The sequence below is a fragment of the Actimicrobium sp. CCC2.4 genome (genome assembly GCF_034347385.1).
Lineage (GTDB): Bacteria > Pseudomonadota > Gammaproteobacteria > Burkholderiales > Burkholderiaceae_D > Actimicrobium.
In genome coordinates this window covers 2,531,385-2,549,489 of the sequence record NZ_CP133777.1, presented here as the reverse complement: position 1 = coordinate 2,549,489, position 18,105 = coordinate 2,531,385, and the positions used below count along the sequence as shown (strand labels likewise).

Here is an 18,105-nt window from a genome sequence, read left to right as displayed (position 1 = left end):
ACTCACTGGTATAGAGTAAATACTGAAGTGTATATTTTTCGAACTACTGTTCCGTCTGACGACCGGTATCGATTGCACGCTGCACGATGCCGATGTGCTTTTCCATTTTTTCCGGGACACCCATCATGACTTCGCTCACCATTAACGGACGTGCTCATACCGTCACCGTACCGCAAGACACCCCCATCCTCTGGACCCTGCGCGACGAGTTGGGCCTGACCGGTACCAAGTTCGGTTGCGGCATGGGCCTGTGCGGCTCCTGCACCATTCACCTTGATGGCGTCGCCATCCGTTCCTGTATCACGCCCATTTCTGCTGCTGTCGGCAAGCAGATCACCACCATCGAACAAGTCGAGAACGACAAGCTGGGCGCGGCGTTGCAGGCGGCCTGGATCGACGCCGGCGTGCCGCAATGCGGGTATTGCCAGGGCGGACAAATCATGTCGGCCATTGCTTTGCTCAAGCGCACGCCGAAGCCGGCCGACAGCGACATCGATGACGCCATGAGCGGCAACCTGTGCCGCTGCGGCACCTACACCCGTATTCGCGCCGCCATCAAGACGGTGGCCGCACAAGGAGTAAAAGCATGACAAATAACGACAATGCACTCGGCCCGCTGGGCGATCCGGCACGCCGTCGCCTGCTCAAGAGCGCCGGTGTCACCGGCTTCCTGATCGCCGTGACGCAGTCCGGCAATCTGTTTGCGCAGACCATGACACAGCCACCTGCGGCCAAAAAATTTGGTGGTGATGGCATGCCGGGCGGGCTGGTCGACAATCCGCTGGTGTTTGTTTCGATCGCTGCCGATGGCGTGGTGTCGGTGATTTGTCACCGGTCCGAGATGGGGCAGGGCGTACGCACCAGTTTTCCGCTGGTGGTGGCCGAAGAACTCGAGGCCGATCTCAAGCAGGTCCGGGTCGTGCAGGCGCAGGCCAACGAGGCGCTCTACGGCAACCAGAATACCGATGGCTCACGCAGCCTGCGCCATTCGCTGGCGCCGTTGCGCCGCGTCGGCGCCGCCGCGCGGATGATGCTCGAAGCCGCCGCCGCTGCCGAATGGAAGGTGCCGGTCAGCGAAGTGCAGGCCCGTAATCACGAACTGATCCACATCCCGACCGGCCGCAAAATCGGTTTCGGCAAGGTTGCTGCGGCGGCTGCCGCATTGCCGATTCCCGCTACCGGGACGCTGAAACTGAAAGCCCCGGCGCAATTTCGCTACATCGGCAAGAGCACGACCAAGCTCATCGATGCGGCTGATATTGTTCATGGCCGCGCCAGGTTCGGCATCGATGTGCGGCTCGACGGCATGGTCTACGCCGTGGTCGCGCGTCCGCCGGTGCTGGGCGGCAAAGTCGTCAGTTTCGATGCCGCCAAAGCATTGGCGTTGCCAGGCGTGCTGCGCGTGGTCGAAATCAAGGGCACGCCAGGACCGGTACTCTTCAATCCATTGGGCGGCGTGGCCGTCATTGCGACTAATACCTGGGCCGCCATGCAGGGCCGGCAAGCGCTGACCATCGTCTGGGAAGATGGTCCGAATGCAAGCTACGATTCGGTGGAATTTCGCAAGACCATGGAAGTCGCCGCGCGCACACCAGCCAAAGCCGTGCGCGATGAAGGCAAGACCATGGACGTGCTGGCCGCCTCCAAAAAAACCATCAGCGCCGAATACTATTTGCCACATCTGGCCCACGCAACGATGGAGCCACCGGTGGCCACCGCGCGCATTGTCGATGGCAAATGCGACATATGGGCACCGGTGCAGGCACCTCAAGCCACCGTCGATATCGTCGCCAAACACCTGGGCATCAAGCCAGAAATGGTGACGGTCAACATTACGCTGCTCGGTGGCGGCTTCGGTCGCAAATCCAAGCCTGACTTTGCGGCCGAGGCAGCGCTGCTGTCGAAAGCCATGGACGGTAAGCCGGTCAAGCTGCAATGGACCCGCGAAGACGATATTCATCATGACTACCTGCATGCGGTATCGGTCGAACATTTCGAGGCGGCGCTCGACGCTACCGGCAAGCCGACGGTCTGGCTGCATCGTTCGGCAGCACCGACCATCCGCTCGACCTTTGTACCCGGTGCGATGGCACTCGGCGTCAACGAGATGAGCCATACGGCGATCAATATTCCGTACGCGATTCCGAACATCCGCATCGAGACGCCGGAAGTCGCGGCCCATGCGCGTATCGGCTGGTTCCGTTCGGTCTACAACATTCCGCATGCGTTTGGCGTGCAGTCATTCATCGCCGAGCTGGCCGCTGCAGCCAAGCGCGATCCGAAAGACTATCTGCTCGAACTGATCGGCCCGGCGCGCAAACTGAATCCGACCGCGATGGGCGACACCAGCAACTACGGCGAATCACCTGAAATTTATCCGATCGATACCGGCCGCATGCGTGGTGTGGTCGAACTGGCGGCGGGCAAGGCACGCTGGGGCCGCAAGCTGCCCAAAGGGCACGGACTGGGCATTGCGATGGCCTATTCGTTCATGAGTTACACGGCTGCCGTGATCGAAGTGGCGGTCGACGACAAGGGCGTGATGCAAGTCGTCGGCGTCGACATGGCGATCGATTGCGGCCCGCAAGTCAATCCGGAACGTATCCGCTCGCAAGTCGAGGGAGCCGTGGTCATGGGCATGACGCTGGCGATGAAGGGCGAAATCTCGTTCAAGGCCGGACGGGTCGAACAATCGAACTTCCATAACTTCGAGCTGTTGCGGCAAAACGAAGTGCCACGTGAAATCCGCGTGCACATGGTCGCGCCCGACTATACGCTGGCCCCCGGTGGTGTCGGCGAACCGCCGCTGCCACCGGTCGCGCCGGCACTGTGCAATGCGATCTTTGCGGCGACCGGCAAGCGAATCCGGAATTTGCCGATCCGCAATCAGTTGATTGCGACGTGATGTTGCGGCACTTCAGGCATCAGGGGATACCAGCATGACCACGAGCACATTGGTGAGCCCGCAGAAAGAGGCAAAACCCCCGGCACAAAACCGTGTCGTTATCGCCGCGCTGGCAGCGATGCTGCTGCTCGCGGCGGTCATCAGTCAGACCGTCTCGACCAGAATGGCATTGCTGTTTGCCACCGGTAGCGCGCTGGGTATCGTGCTGTATCACGCGATGTTCGGTTTCACATCGGCCTTTCGCGTGTTGCTGGCCGATGGCCGCAGTGCCGGTTTCCGGGCGCAGATGGTGATGCTGGGCGTGGCCTGCCTGCTGATTTTTCCGGCGCTGGCCAATGGCTCGCTGTTTGGTCAGGCAGTCACCGGCTTTGTTTCGCCATTGAGCGTGTCGGTGGCCGTGGGTGCCTTTCTGTTTGGCGTCGGCATGCAGATGGGCGGCGGCTGCGCGTCGGGAACGCTGTTCGCGGCGGGTGGCGGTAATACACGGATGTTCGTGACCTTGCTGTTTTTTATTGTGGGCTCGGTCATCGGCATCACGCACCTGGGCTGGTGGCAAACACTGCCGGCTCATGCACCGGTGTCGCTAGTCCAGTCATTCGGCTGGCCGCTTGCGCTGGCGATGAACATCGCCGTCTTTGTCATTGCGTATCGGGTCGTGGCGCGCATCGAGCGCGCACGTCATGGCGCGGTCGCACCGGTTTTGACAATCCGTGGTGCCTCGTGGCTGCGTGGTCCATGGCCATTACTGGCCGGTGCCATCGGCCTTGCCGTGCTCAACTTCGTGACCTTGTATCTGGCTGGTCGGCCATGGGGCATCACGTCGGCATTCGGTCTGTGGGGCGGGATGGCATTGCAGGCAATGCAGGTGCCGGTCGAGACCTGGTCGGGCTATTCGTCGCCGGCGATGCAACAGGCACTGGCAGCGCCGGTTCTTGCGGATACGACGTCGGTAATGGATGTTGGCATCATGCTGGGCGCGCTGCTGGCGGCTGGTCTGGCCTGTAAATTTAAACCTGAATGGTCGATCTCGGGAAAGCATTTGCTGGCATCGGCGATTGGCGGTCTGCTGCTGGGATATGGCGCGCGATTGGCCTATGGCTGCAACATCGGCGCATTTTTTAGTGGAATTGCCTCGGGCAGTTTGCACGGCTGGATGTGGATTGTGTTTGCCTTGATCGGCAATTGGGCGGGGCTGTATCTGCGGCCGCTATTCAATTTGCCGGTACCGGTACGCGCCAGCGCTTGCTAAGTCCGGCGCTACCGCTTGCCTAAAAAAAATCCACCACCCGGGCATACCGGATGGCGGATTTTTTTATGGTTTTCAATCAGGCCGTGAACGTCGGCGTGCGCTTGGTGCGACGACCGATTGCCATACCGATCAAGCCCAGACCACCAATCATCATGCCCCAGGTTTCCGGTTCCGGAACGGCACTGACGTTGACATTGCCGCCATAACTGCCGCCGTCGCCCAGGACTTTACCGGTGACTTCCAACGTGTAATTTCCAGGCAGTAGGTTTGGTGCGGTGATCAGCCATGCATCGACATAGCCGCTCGAAAAAGCCAGGCCGGTGATGGTGGCACCGACGGTGGGGATCAAATTGAATCCGGTAATGTTAAGGTCCGTGCTCAAGCCCTTGATCGAGATAACAGCACCGGTCAGACTTGATGCGGCGCTGGTACTGAAGGTGTAGTCGTTGGTAAATGTGTTGCCCTTGGTGTTGGCAGCAAAGGTTTTGCCAAAGGCGGTCGTGCCGTGGGTCAGGACCAGCGGTTCGCTGCTTGACGTGGCAATTGCATTGGCTAACGGAGCGAAAGCGATACCAGCGAGCAGTAGGGTGCCGGTCAGGATATGGTTGATCATAGGAAGCCTCATGGATAAAAGATGGAAGGACGAGTGATGTCGGTCGCAACAGACACAAAACGTGAATCAGGAATGACCGTTGCAACCGAAAGTTATCATCAATGGCATTTAAATAACTTTGTAGTACCGCTCTTTTTATCCAGTTCTTCATCCAAAACTACGCATCCAAATGCAATCCAAAATTTAACACTGCGCGGAAGCAAAAATATGTTGTCATAAGCAATTGCCAACCAGCTCAGTCGTACAGCGGCTATCGACTTAAGCTGCGACAGGGCAGGGCACACCCGTCCATGATTTCCATCACAAGGAGACACCCGATGAAATTGTATCTATCCCCGAGAGCCCCGAACCCGCGCCGCGTAACGATGTTCATTGCCGAAAAAGGCATCGCCGGTATCGAGGAAGTCACGGTCAATTTGTCCGCCAACGAACACAAGGGCGCGGCCTATCTCGAGAGGAATCCGCTTGCCGGTGTGCCGGCACTGGAACTTGATGATGGTCGGGTATTGAGTGAAAGCAGGGCGATTTGCACCTACCTCGAAGGTTTGCATCCGGAGCCCAACCTGATGGGAAGCACGTTTGAAGAGCGCGCATTCATCGAGATGGCCGACAGGCGCATGGAGTTGTCACTGTTCGGTACCATCGCCAATTGCATCCGTCATACCCATCCCGGATTAATGGCGCTGGAGCAACCGCAGTTTCAGGACTTCGGTCATTCGCAGGGCGAAAAAATGCTGGTCGTCGCGCGTTGGCTGGACCAGCATCTGGCGGATACCGACTATGTTGCCGGTGCCCGCTTTACGATCGCCGATATCACGGCATTCTGTGCACTTGAATTCGCCCGCGGCTTGATGAAATTCAATCCGGGCGAGCAGGGACTGGTGCATTTGCAAGCCTACCGTGACCGGATAGCGCAGCGCCCAAGTGCCTGAATTGAGCTTATCTGGACTTGGCGGCGTGGGTCGCAATGACATCCATCAGTGCGGGTGACAGGCAGTCATACGGCGGCAAATCAAGTTCTACGAGACGACCACGAACGGTTTCCATCTGATCGGGAGCGGCACCGGACTCGATAATCGACGAGACAAAGGCGGCGAAGCCTGGGGCGGCCCAACCGGTTTCGGGTGAGCGTTCCGTATGCACAAAATCCAGACCGAAAAACGCATGGGCGGTATTTTCGATGCGACCGATCATGTGCACGCCGCAACCTTTACAGGCATGGCGCTGGATGGTCATCGAAGAGTCAATGATCTCCAGCTTGTCGGCATTGGCAGTCACGGAGACCGCGTCACGCGACACAACGGCGATCTGTGCGAACAGCGAACCGTCCGGCTTCCAGCATTTGGAGCATCCGCAGACGTGGTTATGGGCGGTTTGCGAGGTGATGGTGACCTCGACCGGATGATCGACGCAAGCGCACACCAGCTTGCCACCGGAAAACCCCGCGAGTGCAGGCTTGATGCCGTGATCTACGGCGGGGTGGATTTGAACAGACATTGATTGCTCCTGCAGGAGTGACGGGAGTTCGAGTCTAGGCGGATCCGGAGTAATCGTCTGTTAGTTGCTGCGCGTACTGATGTGAATATCTGGGATATCGTATTTTACATAACGATAATTATACGAAATTTAATTGCTACAACTTGCGATCGAGGATATCGAGAAAGCCTTGGCATCGCTGTATAAACCAGTCCAAGTTTTACGCAGCACCCCCAACCTAGGCATTTGGATCTAGCCTTAACAGAACTGTGTTCGGCGAAGCAATCGTGCCACTGCACCTCAATCCCCAAACTCGATGTTTGCAAAAGAGGAATTTTTATTGCATCCGTGCCAACCGTCAAGTTACGGAGAAAGACGTTGTTATTTAGCCTTCTTGTGGTCTTCCACAACGGTGTCAATGATGAAACGGAGGAATGAGCGCGCTATGTCCTCCCGCAGTCCTGCTCTCTTCGCGATCTCTAGCAGTCTTTTTTCTTGCTCGGCCTCTCGCTGTGGGTCAACCGGAGGTAGTTTTTCCGCTTTTTTTAGCGCCCCAACCTTATCCGTTATTTGAAATCGCATCGCAAGGGCGCTAAAAAGCGCATCGTCGATTCGGTCTATTTCTTCACGATATTTTTTCAACTATTCCATCTCGCTCCACGATTGCCGTATTTTATTGAGGCGATGTCTACTTCTGGCTGAAAGCCATCTTTGCTACTAGCGTGCAGAGACTCCAAGAAGTTCATCAGCTAACTTGCTGTATTTGCCGTAGCGGATTCATGCAATTGTTGCCCGCCCATTACAGCTAGATGCGATTCCCGATCGGATCGACCAAGCGTGCTTCCCTCCACAGCCATGGTTAATCAAGGAGTGGTTGTGTGAACGACAACACCCCTGGATCGCAGCTTAGCAACTGTCTGATCAAGGCATCTTGCATGACCAGATTGCATTCCGTATCGGGAAACCTGTCGCCCTCCGTCTTCGAGCGGAAAATGACAGCAAAAAAACCTATCGCTGTGTCTGAATTTACTTGACCACTATACTTTGAGCCAGTTGCGCCAACCTACGACGACTTTATTGTGGCCTCTATGGGATACATCAGAAAATTTTAGAGACAACAATTACGCTGACGCCGGGGGCTATCGCCAGCACGACATCATCCAGCGACTTTGAAATAGCCTCCTATGCGCTTGACATAGGTCAACAAGTCCATAAAAAACGGATGGCGACAGAGCGTGGAAGAGTCGCCGACCAGCAACAGCTTGCGCCGTGCGCGGGTCATGCCCACGTTCATGCGGCGGATGTCGGAGAGGAAGCCGATCTCGCCCTGGGTATTGCTGCGTGTCAATGAAATGGCAATGATGTCGCGCTCCTGGCCCTGAAACGAATCGACGGTGCCCACGCTGAGCCTGCGTTGCAGCAGCAAATCATTGAGCGCGGCGTTGTCTTCGATAGCGTCCTTCAAGTAGTTGATTTGGGCGCGGTACGGTGCAATCACGCCGATGGTGAGCGGGGTCTGTTGGGGTTCAGTTGCGGCGTAGGGTTCAAGCAGTTGCGCAAGGCGCTGCAGCAGCAAGTCGGCTTCTTTGGGGTTGGCCGTTGAACGGCTTTCGGGAATAGTGACCTCCAGAAAGCCATAACCGGCCGTGTCGATGAATTCCATCGGCAGGTCGGGTGCAAAACGCGGGTCGTAAGCGGCTAAACCTGCATGGCGTACGGTCGGGTGCGGCACCAGTTGGCTTCCGTAGAACTTCTCCGAGCTGAAGCCCATGATCTGCTCGTGCATGCGGTATTGCACGGTGAGCATGCGGGCCGTCTGCGGCTGTCGCTGGATACACTTTTCAAACAAGGTTTCGCGCAAGCCTTCGCGGGCGGCTTTTTCGCTTTTCACCGTGGGCGGTAGCTGGTGGTGATCGCCTGCCAAAACAATGCGCTGGCCCCTGGCAATGGGAATCCAGCAACCCGGCTCCAGGGCCTGGGCGGCTTCGTCAATGAAGACGGTTTCAAAGATCAGGTGGCGAAAGTGGCGGTTGCTGGCACCGACCAGCGTGCAGGTAATCACTTGCACCGATTCGAGCACGTCCTCGGTGATAAAGCGCTCCAAATCGTCGGCGGCTTGGCGCAGCGTGCGCGCTTCTTCCCTCAGCCATTGGCGATGCTGACGCTCCTCGACACCAAAGTGGCGTACGTGTTCGTTGGCAGTTTGGCGGTGCTGCTCAGCTGTTTGGCGCATCGCATGCATCTTGCTGTAGCTGGCATGGGCCATCACGCGTGCATCGAGGGTGTGCTGGAGCAGCAAGTCCGACACGCGGCTGGGGTTGCCAATGCGGATCACGTTGACACCGCGCTCGGCCAACTTTTCGGTCAGCAGGTCCACGGCAGTGTTGGAAGAGGCGCTCACCAGCACGCGCCGCTCGCGCCGGATGGTTTCCAGAATGGCTTGTACCAGCGTGGTGGTTTTCCCCGTGCCGGGCGGGCCATGGATGATGGCCACGTCTTGGGCCGAAACCACATGGCGCACAGCCGCCAGCTGCGAGTCATTGAGCGCACTGGGGTAAAAAAGGTCGTCGGCTTTGTGCTCGCGAAAGCTGGCCGGCCTGGCACCCAGCAGCACGTCGCGCAGTACGGCTAGGCGGTTGCCGTGGGCAAGCATGACCGCGCTCAGGGCCTGGTTCATCTCGCGGTAGCTCACCTCGTCAAAGGTGAGGTCAATGCCCAGTGTGCTGCCGTCCAATGCCCAGTCGGGCAGCACTTCTTTGGTGGTGGCCAGCAGCAGCTTGTTGCGCCGCACGCCCGTCACGACGCCGCTCAGTACTGGTCGGTCATGCCCTGAGTTGCCTGGCGCGTCACTGAACAACGAAGCATTTTTGCCTACCTGAAACAAGTGCAGGTCTTGCCGATGCGCAGGGCGCTCTAGCTCCAGGACCACTTTGCCACCAAAACCGATGTCTTCCCGGGTGATGGTGACGGGGTACCAGGTCAAGCCACGCCGACGGCGTTCCTTGATGGTTGCACTGGCATTGTTCAGTTTGAACTGTGCTTGGTCTTCCTTTTGTTCAAGTTGTAAGAGTGCACGCACATGGCGTAACTCATGTTGAACAGCGCAGGGGGCGGAGGGGGTGGGGTCTTGGTCAGCCAAAGGAAAGGGGGAAAGGACAAAGGCAAGGAGCGGGGATTCAAGCGCTCGCAGTTTTGGTAATAAGCAAGAGTTTAACTCAGGCAGCTGAGGCTTCATCAATCAGGGAGATGTCGTGACTTGCTTTGACGTGGGGTGACGATCAGTGCCGCTTGTTGGCCTTCCACGTGCCGCCATAGCGGTAGCTGGGGTGTCGCTCCACTTGGGTCCGGCATGCTTGGCAAATCAGGGTCCAAACAGCGGTGTCGTCTTGCACCACCCGGTAAAGAGTTGAACTTACGGCTTTGCAGGTTTCGCAAGCTTTGATACGGGATCGAACAGGTGTGGGCATGGTGATCAAAAATTAGTCTATCGCGTCACGCGAGGGTGCCACCCGTCGGGGATTGGCAAGCCAGTTTTACTCGAAATGCACCGGGCTGATAGAGGCCAGCGTCGAATGCACCCGAGCCCGGTGATACCAAAGCAGCTACGCAATAGTCTCATCCTTGGCAGCACGCCAAGGTTTGCGTCTCAGCCCTACATGTAGCGACCTGCAATTTTAGAACTGCATCGACCTGCATTCAATCTCAGCCGACCCTCTGGTTTATACGACATCACGAAACGGCGTAATCCTGCCGTTGGGCACCCGCTTACCTGACATCGTCCGATGTCAGAGTGTTTTTTTATGCGTTGGGAGACCGGTGCTTCGCATTACGGTTTTGTAATGCCGCCGTCACTTTGGTGTGCGGGCCCGGAGACTAAACTTTGCTCCATGGTCAGGCAGACGGAGAAGTTTGCCAGGCAAGCACCGATCAATTTAATTTCTGGAGAAACCTGATGAACACCAAAAAATTCGTAATGACAATCGCCCTGGGTACCCTGATGACCGCCGCTTCGGTCGGCGCTATGGCTGCCAATACGGGCTTCGATGAAACCGGTTCGCAATGGCTGAAAGAAGTCAGGAACACCCCATCGACCGTGACCCGCGCAGAAATAAAAAACCAGGTTCTCATGGCCCGCCAGCAAGGCACGCTCGCCATCAGCAATACGACTTACCCTGTGAGGGCGGCATCGAACGCAACGCCGCGGACCCGTTCTGCTGTTCACGCCGAAGCAATTCAGTCGGTACAGAACGGCCAAACTTCTGACCTCTACACTGGTGGCTAATAGCGAGACCGGCTTAACGCGTAGCTGAGGTGGGAATGAAGGGCCAGGTCAAGAGTGCCGACAAATAAAACCGGATCGTCTTTCAGGGTGTATTACGCCCTGCATCCGTTCTTCATGGGCACCAATACAAAACTACTACAATGCAAAGCACCGAAAAGGAACGCACCATGAAACCAATTTCCCTGCTCGCCGCCGCGCTGCTGATGTCACTGACAGTCCCTTTTGCGTTAGCACAAACGTCCACCGGCGCCAGCACAACCTCCGCTACTGCCGCTGTTGCCGCCAAACCGACGCCGGACACCAACCCTATGACTCAGGGAGAAGTTCAAAAAATCGATAAAAATACCGGAAGAATTACTATCAAGCATGGGCCGTTGTTAAATCTTGGCATGCCGGGCATGACGATGGTGTTTCGGGTCAAGGATCCGGCCATGTTGGATAAAGTCAAACCCACCGATAAAATTCGTTTTAGCGCAGAAAAAATGAACGGTGCTTTGACCGTCGTGGCGATTGAAACTAGCTTACCGAAGTAATAAGTCGCGCAATAAACTTGCCGTCGCCCTGCTCTGCCCTTCCTGCTTCTCAGGGCCGTAGCTATGCGCCAGATCATCAAATAGCTGATCTGTCAGCAACATCAATCAACCGCGCCCGGGCGTGGGCTGTGCCATTTGGGTCTGATACCTTTAGCAGGGGTATAGAGTGCAATGGAGCAGTTGCATTCCGCTGAGCATAACCGTTGTACTGCACCGCAAGTCCGTAACACGGAATTAACGCCACACGATATATGTCTTCTTCAAACACGCTGTATTAAACGACCTGGTGCCTCGTAGGGGCGCAATATCAGTGAAAGAAAAAAACGGATAATTTCCGCATTCCGATGGAGATCTATGTCGTTTTTTTAAAAATTTCCTTAAGAAGGCGCTGATTTAATCAGCGCTCTCTTCGCAACAAATTTCAAAAAAGAACAGTAAGGCGGGCAAACATGATGAATGGACAAAGCTGGGCCGGTATGGGAGCAGGAATGGGTATCGGCATGATCGGGATGGCGATTTTCTGTATGTTGATTATTGTCTTGATCGTCGTGCTGGTAGCACGAATGCTCGGTTTCGGTGGCAGAGCCGACAAGAAGCCGCAGAAAACTGCGCTGGACATCCTTCAGGATCGCTACGCCGCCGGCGAAATTCAACGTGACGAATATGAGCAGAAAAAAAGCAGTCTTGACAACTGAGGCCGACGGATCGCGGAAAGAGATTTCCGTCCGATTTGCCGTCTCCGGCACTAAAAACTAAACAACCACGACTTCAGTGTTCATTCTCACAGGATCGCGATGAGACGGATTAACCAGCGAAACGCATACGCAGACACGCAAGCCTGAATGCCTCACCTCATCTGCAAACGCTAACTGAATCTTCGCGCCAATCCGGTCAGTGATTGCCTTGACGATGGCAAGACCCAGACCTGATCCAGCTTGATCACTCCCGAGTGTGCGATAGAACGGGTCAAATACCCGTTGTCGCTCGGCGGCTTGAATGCCTGGCCCCGAATCCTGGATGCGCAAGATAGCCTGGCCGTCTTCAGTGGTGACAGAAAGATCGACTGTTCCGCCCTCTGGCGTGTAGCGAATGGCGTTATCGACTAAATTCCTGATCACGGCAATCAGATCTGGCTCGCTGACCCAGACTGTGGCGTCTTGCTCGCCGTCGACACAGATATCGATATGCCTGGCTTCTGCCAATGGCAGGATGTCTTCCAGCACACGGCGGTAGACGTGCTGCACCGATACCGGCGCTTCGGGTGCAGTGGAAACAGTCTGTGCCCTGGCCAAGCTGAGGAGTTGATCCAGCAGGTTGCGACCGCGCTCTATGCCTAGACGCAGGGTGACTAAGCGCTCATGTGCCTGCTCGGACATTTCCGCCCGGGCCAGTCGCTCTGATTGCAGCGACAACGCGGTCATTGGAGAGCGTAGCTCATGGGCGGCATCCGCGACAAACCGGCGCTGCGTTTCCATCGATTGCTCAACGCGTACGAGCAGGCGGTTGATCGCCACCACGAACGGGCGTACTTCGGCGGGAAGATGGATTTCTTCGATGGGATGTAATTCCTGTTCGGATCGCCGGTCAATTTCTGCAGACAACGCAGCGATCGGTAAAAACAGCTTACGCACCAGGTCAGCCACGATCAGCAGCAGGATGGGCACCAGAATCAACAGCGGCATCAGGGTATGCACGGCACTGGCGCGTGCAATCTCATCGCGGATACCCGTTTCCTGCGCGACGGCGATCCGTTCGTGATTGGACGTCGTTTTGACCAGCACACGAAACGTCTCGCCGCTGACGTCCAGCGTATGCAAGCCGTCGGAGAGAGTTGCCGGCAAAGGTAGCGGTGCGCCAATGTCTCCTGTGGCGGCAGCCTTGCTGCCATCGTCAAGATATTGAACGATGACACGGGACTCCTCATCGCTGTCTTTGGCGCGGCCATCGTCCCCGAGATGGGCCAGCGGGAGGTGTTGCCGGTCGAAGAGTGCCGCAACCTGCCGCAGCATGTCGTCTTGCAACTCATGCGCTTCGTCAAATGCCGACACGAAGGAAAATGATCCCGCCAGTATCGCAATGACCAAAATAGCCAGCGATAGCGAAAAGGACAGCTTGAACTGAACCGATTCGTTCAGACGTTTTTTGAAACCATCCATCCGACTCCCCTGACATTTTTAATGACGTCGCTGCCTAGCTTGCGTCGCAACGCATGGATCAGGAATTCGACGGCGTTGCTCTCAACCTCTTCCCCCCAGCCGTACAGACGGTCTTCCAGATCACGGCGGGAGAGGATTGCGCCGGGGCGTATCAGCAAGGCTTGCAGCAAGCCAAATTCACGATTGGATAGTTGTACCGGTTCACCGTCGTTGACAGCGACCTCACGGGTTGCCGGATCGAGTGACACGACACCATTGCCGAGCATCGTTGTTGCGCTGCCCCCCTTGCGCCGAAGTACGGCACGCATGCGTGCCAGCAGTTCGGCGATCTCGAAGGGCTTGAGCAAGTAGTCATCGGCACCCCCATCCAGACCCCGCACGCGATCATCAAGGCCGTCGCGGGCGGTGATGATGAGAAGTGGGACCGGATTGCCGCTGGCACGAATGCTGGTCAGTACCTCCAGACCATCCTTGCCGGGAAGTCCAAGGTCGAGTAACACCAGGTCATAGTGCTGGCAAGCCAGCGTCGTGAGGGCTGTTTGACCATTCGTGACCCAGTCGGCCGCGTACGACGCGTCTTTCAGCGCGCCCTGAATGGCTTCCCCAATCATGATGTCGTCTTCGACCAGTAACACGCGCATGCCTACTCCATCAAATAACGATCGATCAATGCGCCGTTCTGGCCGCGTTTTGCTTGAATAGCAGAATGCTGATCAGGATAAAAGCAAACAAGGCCGCCGATGCCGAATAACGACTCAGTGCCAGACCACCGGCGTTGAGTGGCTTGTCCAGAAAATCCCCTACTACGGCACCGAGAGGACGCGTCAGGATGAACGCCGCCCAAAATAGCAGAGTGCGCGACACCGTGGTCCAGTAGTAGAGGGCAACGACCAGCGCCAGCAACGCGCCAAATACGATGGCAGCACCGGTATACCCCAGTCCGGCGGTGCCGGCAGTCCAATCACCCAGTGCCGTTCCCAGCGTCTGGGAAAACATGATGGTCACCCAGTAAAACAGCTCGGCTTTCGGTGAACTGACCGTACTGACCGAGACCGAGCCGAGTGTCCTGTGCCAGAGAAGCAAGGAGCCAAACAATAAAGCCATTAACAAGGCCGAGCCACCCGCGTAGCCGATGCCAAGGGAGCGGTCAGCAAAATCCGCGAGTGTCGTGCCGACGGTGGTAGTGGCGATGATGGTGGTCCAATACAGCAAGGGCTGGAAGGTCCTGGCCCTGATTTGGGCAAACACTGCCAGCAAAAATACTGCCAGGAAAATGATCGTCCCAACGAGATAGCCCAGATTCATTGACATCGACACGGCATCGCCGCCGGTTTCGCCCAATGTGGTGGCGGCAATTTTGATTACCCAGAAGACGAGCGTGACTTCCGGCACTTTGGCCAGGGATTTTGCTAGTGATGCATTCATGGTGGTTCCTGTCCGCAGGTCAGCGCGTTGCTTGAAAGATGGTGGCGTTATTCGGAAACTCGTGCACTCCGGCGGCTGCCGGTGCCAATCTGCGCGACGGCGACCAGCATCACAATGACGCTCAGAAACAAGGCACTGGTCCACATGGTGCCCATGCCTAGCCCGCCATCGGTCCTGGCCTGCGTCAGCAGGTCACCGAGTGCAGCACCGAACGGGCGAGTCAGGATGTAGCCAATCCAGAAGGTGAGCACGGCATTGCCGCCGAGACGCCATGTGGCATAGGTGATCAGGATGAGCATGCCGAACGACACGACGCCGCGGGCGAAACCAAGTCCGACGGCTTCGGTTGCCAAATCACCGGCGGCCGTGCCCAAGGCAAACGTGCAGAGGATGGCTGCCCAGTAAAACAATTCCCTGCGACGGCTCACGATGTCGTGCATGGACAAGCTGCGTTCGACCCGGAACCAGGTCGCAAAAATCACCGCAAGCAGCACGGTAAAGGCAGACGTACTGACAGTGAGGCTGACGCCCAGTCCATCGGTGAGCAGATCGGTAATCTGGGTACCGACTATGCTGACCAGAACAACGGTGAGCCAGTAAGTCCAGGGAGTATGACGTCGTGTCCGTAATTGTAAGAACAGTGCAATTGCCAGTAGTACGGCCATCATCACGCGCGTGACACCATGGCCGAGACCCGCGTCAACTGCCAGATAATCGGCACCGGTTTCGCCGACTGTGGTGGACAGTATTTTGATGACCCAGAAAGCGAGCGTCACTTGCGGGACCTTACTGAGCCAGTGTGCGGTGGATGAGTTGGAAGTGCTGGTCAGCGTGGACATGGCGTTTTCTCCGTTCGGAATCTATTGGTGTTGGCACCAGTATTGCCGGACAAACTTAGCCCAGTCATAGGGACGATCGTTCCTCGACAGTATCGTAGGATGGGCACAGGATCATCCTGCCCACGCGGTGCAGTTGCCAAACCGGTTATCGCTCCCCATCGCCAAGCCGGCATCGTCGCGCGGATCCGGTGCGCCAACCCCGGCGCTTAGTCGTCCTGTTCGCCGTACCGCGCTTGCTGATTTCGCTACGACCCCGTCATGACCAAACTCGTAGGATGCAATAACCGGGGGGCATTGCGCCCGACGACTGGATGGCTTTGATGGCAAGCGCACCGGCAGCAAGTTGGCGGGGATCGCACAGTGCTCGGTGGATACGGCGCTGCGCGATATCAGCGACTTACTCGGGCGTGGTGTCTTGAAATGGTCAGAGGCAGGTTGGCTCAGCACCGGCAAAATACGCATAGTGCACCTCATCACTTACCGCCCCCTTGAACCGGTCCGCGTTCGGCACATGCCGCATATACGTAAATCCCAACCGTTCAACCAGTGCAATCGAGGCAGCGTTGCGGGTATCGATCTCGGCATCCACATGCGCCAGCCGGAAATGCGCGATCACTTCAGACAGTGCGGCAGCCACGGCTTCGCGTGCGATCCCTTGCTGGCGATGCGCGGCAAACACGAAGTACGCCACCAGTGCGCGTTGCGCGTAAGGCTGCACCGTGAACTGCACGTAACCGCACAGGCCGGGCGTACCGGCAATACCGATCACCCAGTTCAGCCACACTTCCCTGCCATCCGGCGAGCAGCGGCGCTCCAGCCTTGCGTAACGGGCCGCCAGTGCAGCGACATCTTCAAACGGCTCGTCCGGCAGAAACGCATAGCTGCTGGCGTCATGCAATCCTTCGAACATCGGCACCGCGTGTGCGACCGTCAGCGGGGTCAGGATCAGGCGATCTGTAGCGATGATTTTTTCAGCGAACGTTGGCAAGGGTACTGTGCCTGCCATCACATCGCCGCCGTCCGCATCACCACCACGCTCACCGCCAGCACTGCACCGACAATGCCGGAAGCCAGACACAGCCAGCGCGCCTTGCGCCAGTTCGCATCGACCCGGCGCATCAGCTGTTCGTTCTGTTCGGCCAGATCGCGGATCAGCACCGACGAGGCCAGCATCTGTTCGTTGAGGGCAACGACCGCGATTTCGGTTGCAGACAGGCGGGCATCGACCAGCGCCGCCGGCGTCAGACCGGTAGTCGTGGTCGCGCTTGCGGTGACAGGCGGCGCGGATTTCTTGCCGACCGACTTCCATAATTTTTTGGCGCCTTCGGCGACCTTGGGTGCGTTGCTGATCACATCTGCCCACGGAACTGCCTGAAGTACGGTGAACCAGCCGATGGCCATACGAGGATTCCTTGCGTCATTGAGTTAGCCGAGACCGTACCACAAGCGCATGCGCAACAAGATCACGTGCAAGTCGATCGCGTACAAGCTAATCGCGCTACCAAGTCGTATAGACGTCACGATGAGGTCATATTGCCTCCCTACACTCCGAAGCTCCGGTGTCTCCATGACGCTAAACCTTCTGGAGTATGAAATGCAGATCCGCCCGCTATTGAAGACCTTGCCCGCCCTGCTCTGCCTGTTCAGTGCCAGCGCCTTTGCCGAATCCACATTGACTGTCTATACCGCCCTCGAAGCCGACCAGCTCAAGGCCTATCAGACCAAATTCGAAACCGAATATCCGGATATCAAATTGCGCTGGGTGCGCGATTCGACCGGCATCATCACCGCCAAATTGCTGGCTGAAAAAGCCGCCCCGCAAGCCGACGTCGTCATGGGCGTTGCCGCCACCTCGCTGCTGGTACTCGAAAAAGAAGGCATGCTGCAAGCCTACGCACCGAAGGGCGTCGAGAAACTCAACCAGCGTTTTGTCGACGACACCAAGCCGCCAAGCTGGGTCGGCATGGATGTCTGGGGTGCGACGATCTGCTTCAATACCGTCGAAGCCGCCAAGCAGGGCCTGACCAAACCGGAGAGCTGGAAAGACCTGCTTAAGGCCGAATACAAAGGCAAGATCGTGATGCCCAATCCCGCCTCCAGCGGCACCGGCTACTTCGATGTCAGCGGCTGGCTGAGCACCTTCGGCGAGAAAGACGGCTGGGCCTACATGGATCAGCTGCACAACAATATCGCCCAGTACACCCACTCCGGATCCAAGCCGTGCAAGCAAGCCGCCGCCGGTGAATTTCCGATCGGCATCGCCTTTGAATACCGTGCTGCCAAGCTCAAGGAAGCCGGCGCACCGATCGACCTGGTGTTCCCGAAAGAAGGCCTGGGCTGGGATGTCGAAGCCACTGCCATCATGAAAGGCACCAAGAACCTCGAGGCCGCCCGCAAGCTGGCCGACTGGTCCGCCTCGAAGTCCGGCAACGAACAGTTTGCCAATAACTTCGCCATCGTCGCCTATCCGGGCGTGGCCAAACCGAACCCGCTGATCCCGGCCAATTACGAGCAGCTGCTGATCAAGCAGGACCTGAAATGGGCCGCCACCAATCGTGACCGCATTCTGGCCGAATGGACCCGTCGCTACGACGGAAAGTCAGAGCCAAAGCCGGCCAAGTAAGTCA

18 protein-coding genes are annotated in these 18,105 nt (G+C 57.3%); 8 read left to right on the top strand and 10 right to left on the bottom strand.

What is annotated here, in order from left to right:
• The first annotated feature begins 125 nt into the window (after positions 1 to 125).
• From RHM62_RS11770 to RHM62_RS11760, 3 genes are read left to right on the top strand one after another with little or no spacing between them, the layout of a single operon-like run.
• Positions 126 to 590, top strand: a complete 465-nt coding sequence (locus RHM62_RS11770; RefSeq protein WP_322122285.1) for a (2Fe-2S)-binding protein — start codon at positions 126 to 128, stop codon at positions 588 to 590.
• A complete protein-coding gene (locus tag RHM62_RS11765) occupies positions 587 to 2,905 on the top strand; it encodes a xanthine dehydrogenase family protein molybdopterin-binding subunit (protein ID WP_322122284.1) in 2,319 nt (772 codons plus the stop codon). Before RHM62_RS11770 ends, RHM62_RS11765 begins: the two co-directional genes overlap by 4 nt.
• A gap of 34 nt (positions 2,906 to 2,939) precedes the next feature.
• Complete coding sequence (locus tag RHM62_RS11760; RefSeq protein WP_322122283.1) at positions 2,940 to 4,154, top strand: YeeE/YedE family protein; 1,215 nt, start codon at positions 2,940 to 2,942, stop codon at positions 4,152 to 4,154.
• Between the two features lie 76 nt (positions 4,155 to 4,230).
• Here RHM62_RS11760 and RHM62_RS11755 read toward each other — a convergent pair whose 3' ends face one another.
• Positions 4,231 to 4,767: an FxDxF family PEP-CTERM protein gene (locus RHM62_RS11755; RefSeq protein ID WP_322122282.1), complete on the bottom strand. Its 537-nt coding sequence runs from the start codon at positions 4,765 to 4,767 to the stop codon at positions 4,231 to 4,233.
• A gap of 317 nt (positions 4,768 to 5,084) precedes the next feature.
• On the opposite strand from RHM62_RS11755, the gene RHM62_RS11750 reads away from it, so the two are divergent.
• Positions 5,085 to 5,699: a glutathione S-transferase family protein gene (locus RHM62_RS11750; RefSeq protein ID WP_322122281.1), complete on the top strand. Its 615-nt coding sequence runs from the start codon at positions 5,085 to 5,087 to the stop codon at positions 5,697 to 5,699.
• A gap of 7 nt (positions 5,700 to 5,706) precedes the next feature.
• Here the strand turns inward: RHM62_RS11750 and gfa are convergent, their stop codons facing one another.
• The 3 genes from gfa to RHM62_RS11735 form a co-directional block, all read right to left on the bottom strand.
• Complete coding sequence (gfa, locus tag RHM62_RS11745; protein WP_322122280.1) at positions 5,707 to 6,264, bottom strand: S-(hydroxymethyl)glutathione synthase; 558 nt, start codon at positions 6,262 to 6,264, stop codon at positions 5,707 to 5,709.
• Between the two features lie 360 nt (positions 6,265 to 6,624).
• Positions 6,625 to 6,885, bottom strand: coding sequence for a chorismate mutase (locus RHM62_RS11740; RefSeq protein ID WP_322122279.1), 261 nt, complete (start codon positions 6,883 to 6,885; stop codon positions 6,625 to 6,627).
• Between the two features lie 514 nt (positions 6,886 to 7,399).
• Positions 7,400 to 9,322 carry an AAA domain-containing protein gene (locus tag RHM62_RS11735; RefSeq protein ID WP_322122278.1) on the bottom strand — a complete coding sequence of 641 codons (1,923 nt, stop codon included), beginning with the start codon at positions 9,320 to 9,322 and terminating at the stop codon, positions 7,400 to 7,402.
• Between the two features lie 873 nt (positions 9,323 to 10,195).
• Here RHM62_RS11735 and RHM62_RS11730 point away from each other — a divergent pair.
• The 3 genes from RHM62_RS11730 to RHM62_RS11720 all read left to right on the top strand — a co-directional run bounded on the left by RHM62_RS11730 (position 10,196) and on the right by RHM62_RS11720 (position 11,753).
• Positions 10,196 to 10,525: a DUF4148 domain-containing protein gene (locus tag RHM62_RS11730; RefSeq protein WP_322122277.1), complete on the top strand. Its 330-nt coding sequence runs from the start codon at positions 10,196 to 10,198 to the stop codon at positions 10,523 to 10,525.
• Between the two features lie 167 nt (positions 10,526 to 10,692).
• Complete coding sequence (locus RHM62_RS11725; protein ID WP_322122276.1) at positions 10,693 to 11,058, top strand: copper-binding protein; 366 nt, start codon at positions 10,693 to 10,695, stop codon at positions 11,056 to 11,058.
• A gap of 449 nt (positions 11,059 to 11,507) precedes the next feature.
• Complete coding sequence (locus RHM62_RS11720) at positions 11,508 to 11,753, top strand: SHOCT domain-containing protein (protein ID WP_322122275.1); 246 nt, start codon at positions 11,508 to 11,510, stop codon at positions 11,751 to 11,753.
• Positions 11,754 to 11,810: 57 nt separating this feature from the next.
• Here the strand turns inward: RHM62_RS11720 and RHM62_RS11715 are convergent, their stop codons facing one another.
• From RHM62_RS11715 to RHM62_RS11685, 6 genes are all read right to left on the bottom strand, one after another.
• Positions 11,811 to 13,214, bottom strand: a complete 1,404-nt coding sequence (locus RHM62_RS11715) for a sensor histidine kinase (RefSeq protein ID WP_322122274.1) — start codon at positions 13,212 to 13,214, stop codon at positions 11,811 to 11,813.
• Complete coding sequence (locus RHM62_RS11710) at positions 13,190 to 13,855, bottom strand: response regulator (RefSeq protein ID WP_322122273.1); 666 nt, start codon at positions 13,853 to 13,855, stop codon at positions 13,190 to 13,192. The genes RHM62_RS11715 and RHM62_RS11710 overlap by 25 nt, the downstream gene beginning before the upstream one ends.
• A gap of 25 nt (positions 13,856 to 13,880) precedes the next feature.
• Complete coding sequence (locus RHM62_RS11705; protein WP_322122272.1) at positions 13,881 to 14,639, bottom strand: hypothetical protein; 759 nt, start codon at positions 14,637 to 14,639, stop codon at positions 13,881 to 13,883.
• Positions 14,640 to 14,686: 47 nt separating this feature from the next.
• Positions 14,687 to 15,478 carry a hypothetical protein gene (locus RHM62_RS11700; RefSeq protein WP_322122271.1) on the bottom strand — a complete coding sequence of 264 codons (792 nt, stop codon included), beginning with the start codon at positions 15,476 to 15,478 and terminating at the stop codon, positions 14,687 to 14,689.
• A 424-nt stretch (positions 15,479 to 15,902) separates the two neighbouring features.
• Entirely contained in the window at positions 15,903 to 16,484 is a 582-nt protein-coding gene (locus RHM62_RS11690) for a GNAT family protein (RefSeq protein ID WP_322122270.1), read from the bottom strand.
• The gene (locus tag RHM62_RS11685; RefSeq protein WP_322122269.1) at positions 16,484 to 16,879 is read right to left on the bottom strand and encodes a hypothetical protein; all 396 of its coding nucleotides are present in this window, start codon (positions 16,877 to 16,879) and stop codon (positions 16,484 to 16,486) included. The genes RHM62_RS11690 and RHM62_RS11685 overlap by 1 nt, the downstream gene beginning before the upstream one ends.
• A 193-nt stretch (positions 16,880 to 17,072) precedes the next feature.
• Here RHM62_RS11685 and RHM62_RS11680 point away from each other — a divergent pair, with 193 nt between their 5' ends.
• Complete coding sequence (locus RHM62_RS11680) at positions 17,073 to 18,101, top strand: putative 2-aminoethylphosphonate ABC transporter substrate-binding protein (RefSeq protein ID WP_322125398.1); 1,029 nt, start codon at positions 17,073 to 17,075, stop codon at positions 18,099 to 18,101.
• Positions 18,102 to 18,105: the final 4 nt, after the last annotated feature.

Bases quoted from the DNA above. Each gene is read 5' to 3' on its own strand.
- RHM62_RS11730 (WP_322122277.1), top strand. From the start codon at position 10,196: ATGAACACCAAAAAATTCGTAATGACAATCGCCCTGGGTACCCTGATG.
- RHM62_RS11690 (WP_322122270.1), bottom strand. From the start codon at position 16,484: ATGGCAGGCACAGTACCCTTGCCAACGTTCGCTGAAAAAATCATCGCT.
- RHM62_RS11680 (WP_322125398.1), top strand. From the start codon at position 17,073: ATGCAGATCCGCCCGCTATTGAAGACCTTGCCCGCCCTGCTCTGCCTG.
- RHM62_RS11700 (WP_322122271.1), bottom strand. From the start codon at position 15,478: ATGTCCACGCTGACCAGCACTTCCAACTCATCCACCGCACACTGGCTC.
- RHM62_RS11705 (WP_322122272.1), bottom strand. From the start codon at position 14,639: ATGAATGCATCACTAGCAAAATCCCTGGCCAAAGTGCCGGAAGTCACG.
- RHM62_RS11715 (WP_322122274.1), bottom strand. From the start codon at position 13,214: ATGGATGGTTTCAAAAAACGTCTGAACGAATCGGTTCAGTTCAAGCTG.
- RHM62_RS11750 (WP_322122281.1), top strand. From the start codon at position 5,085: ATGAAATTGTATCTATCCCCGAGAGCCCCGAACCCGCGCCGCGTAACG.
- RHM62_RS11760 (WP_322122283.1), top strand. From the start codon at position 2,940: ATGACCACGAGCACATTGGTGAGCCCGCAGAAAGAGGCAAAACCCCCG.
- RHM62_RS11765 (WP_322122284.1), top strand. From the start codon at position 587: ATGACAAATAACGACAATGCACTCGGCCCGCTGGGCGATCCGGCACGC.
- RHM62_RS11755 (WP_322122282.1), bottom strand. From the start codon at position 4,767: ATGATCAACCATATCCTGACCGGCACCCTACTGCTCGCTGGTATCGCT.
- RHM62_RS11725 (WP_322122276.1), top strand. From the start codon at position 10,693: ATGAAACCAATTTCCCTGCTCGCCGCCGCGCTGCTGATGTCACTGACA.
- RHM62_RS11685 (WP_322122269.1), bottom strand. From the start codon at position 16,879: ATGGCCATCGGCTGGTTCACCGTACTTCAGGCAGTTCCGTGGGCAGAT.
- RHM62_RS11720 (WP_322122275.1), top strand. From the start codon at position 11,508: ATGATGAATGGACAAAGCTGGGCCGGTATGGGAGCAGGAATGGGTATC.
- RHM62_RS11710 (WP_322122273.1), bottom strand. From the start codon at position 13,855: ATGCGCGTGTTACTGGTCGAAGACGACATCATGATTGGGGAAGCCATT.
- RHM62_RS11770 (WP_322122285.1), top strand. From the start codon at position 126: ATGACTTCGCTCACCATTAACGGACGTGCTCATACCGTCACCGTACCG.
- gfa (WP_322122280.1), bottom strand. From the start codon at position 6,264: ATGTCTGTTCAAATCCACCCCGCCGTAGATCACGGCATCAAGCCTGCA.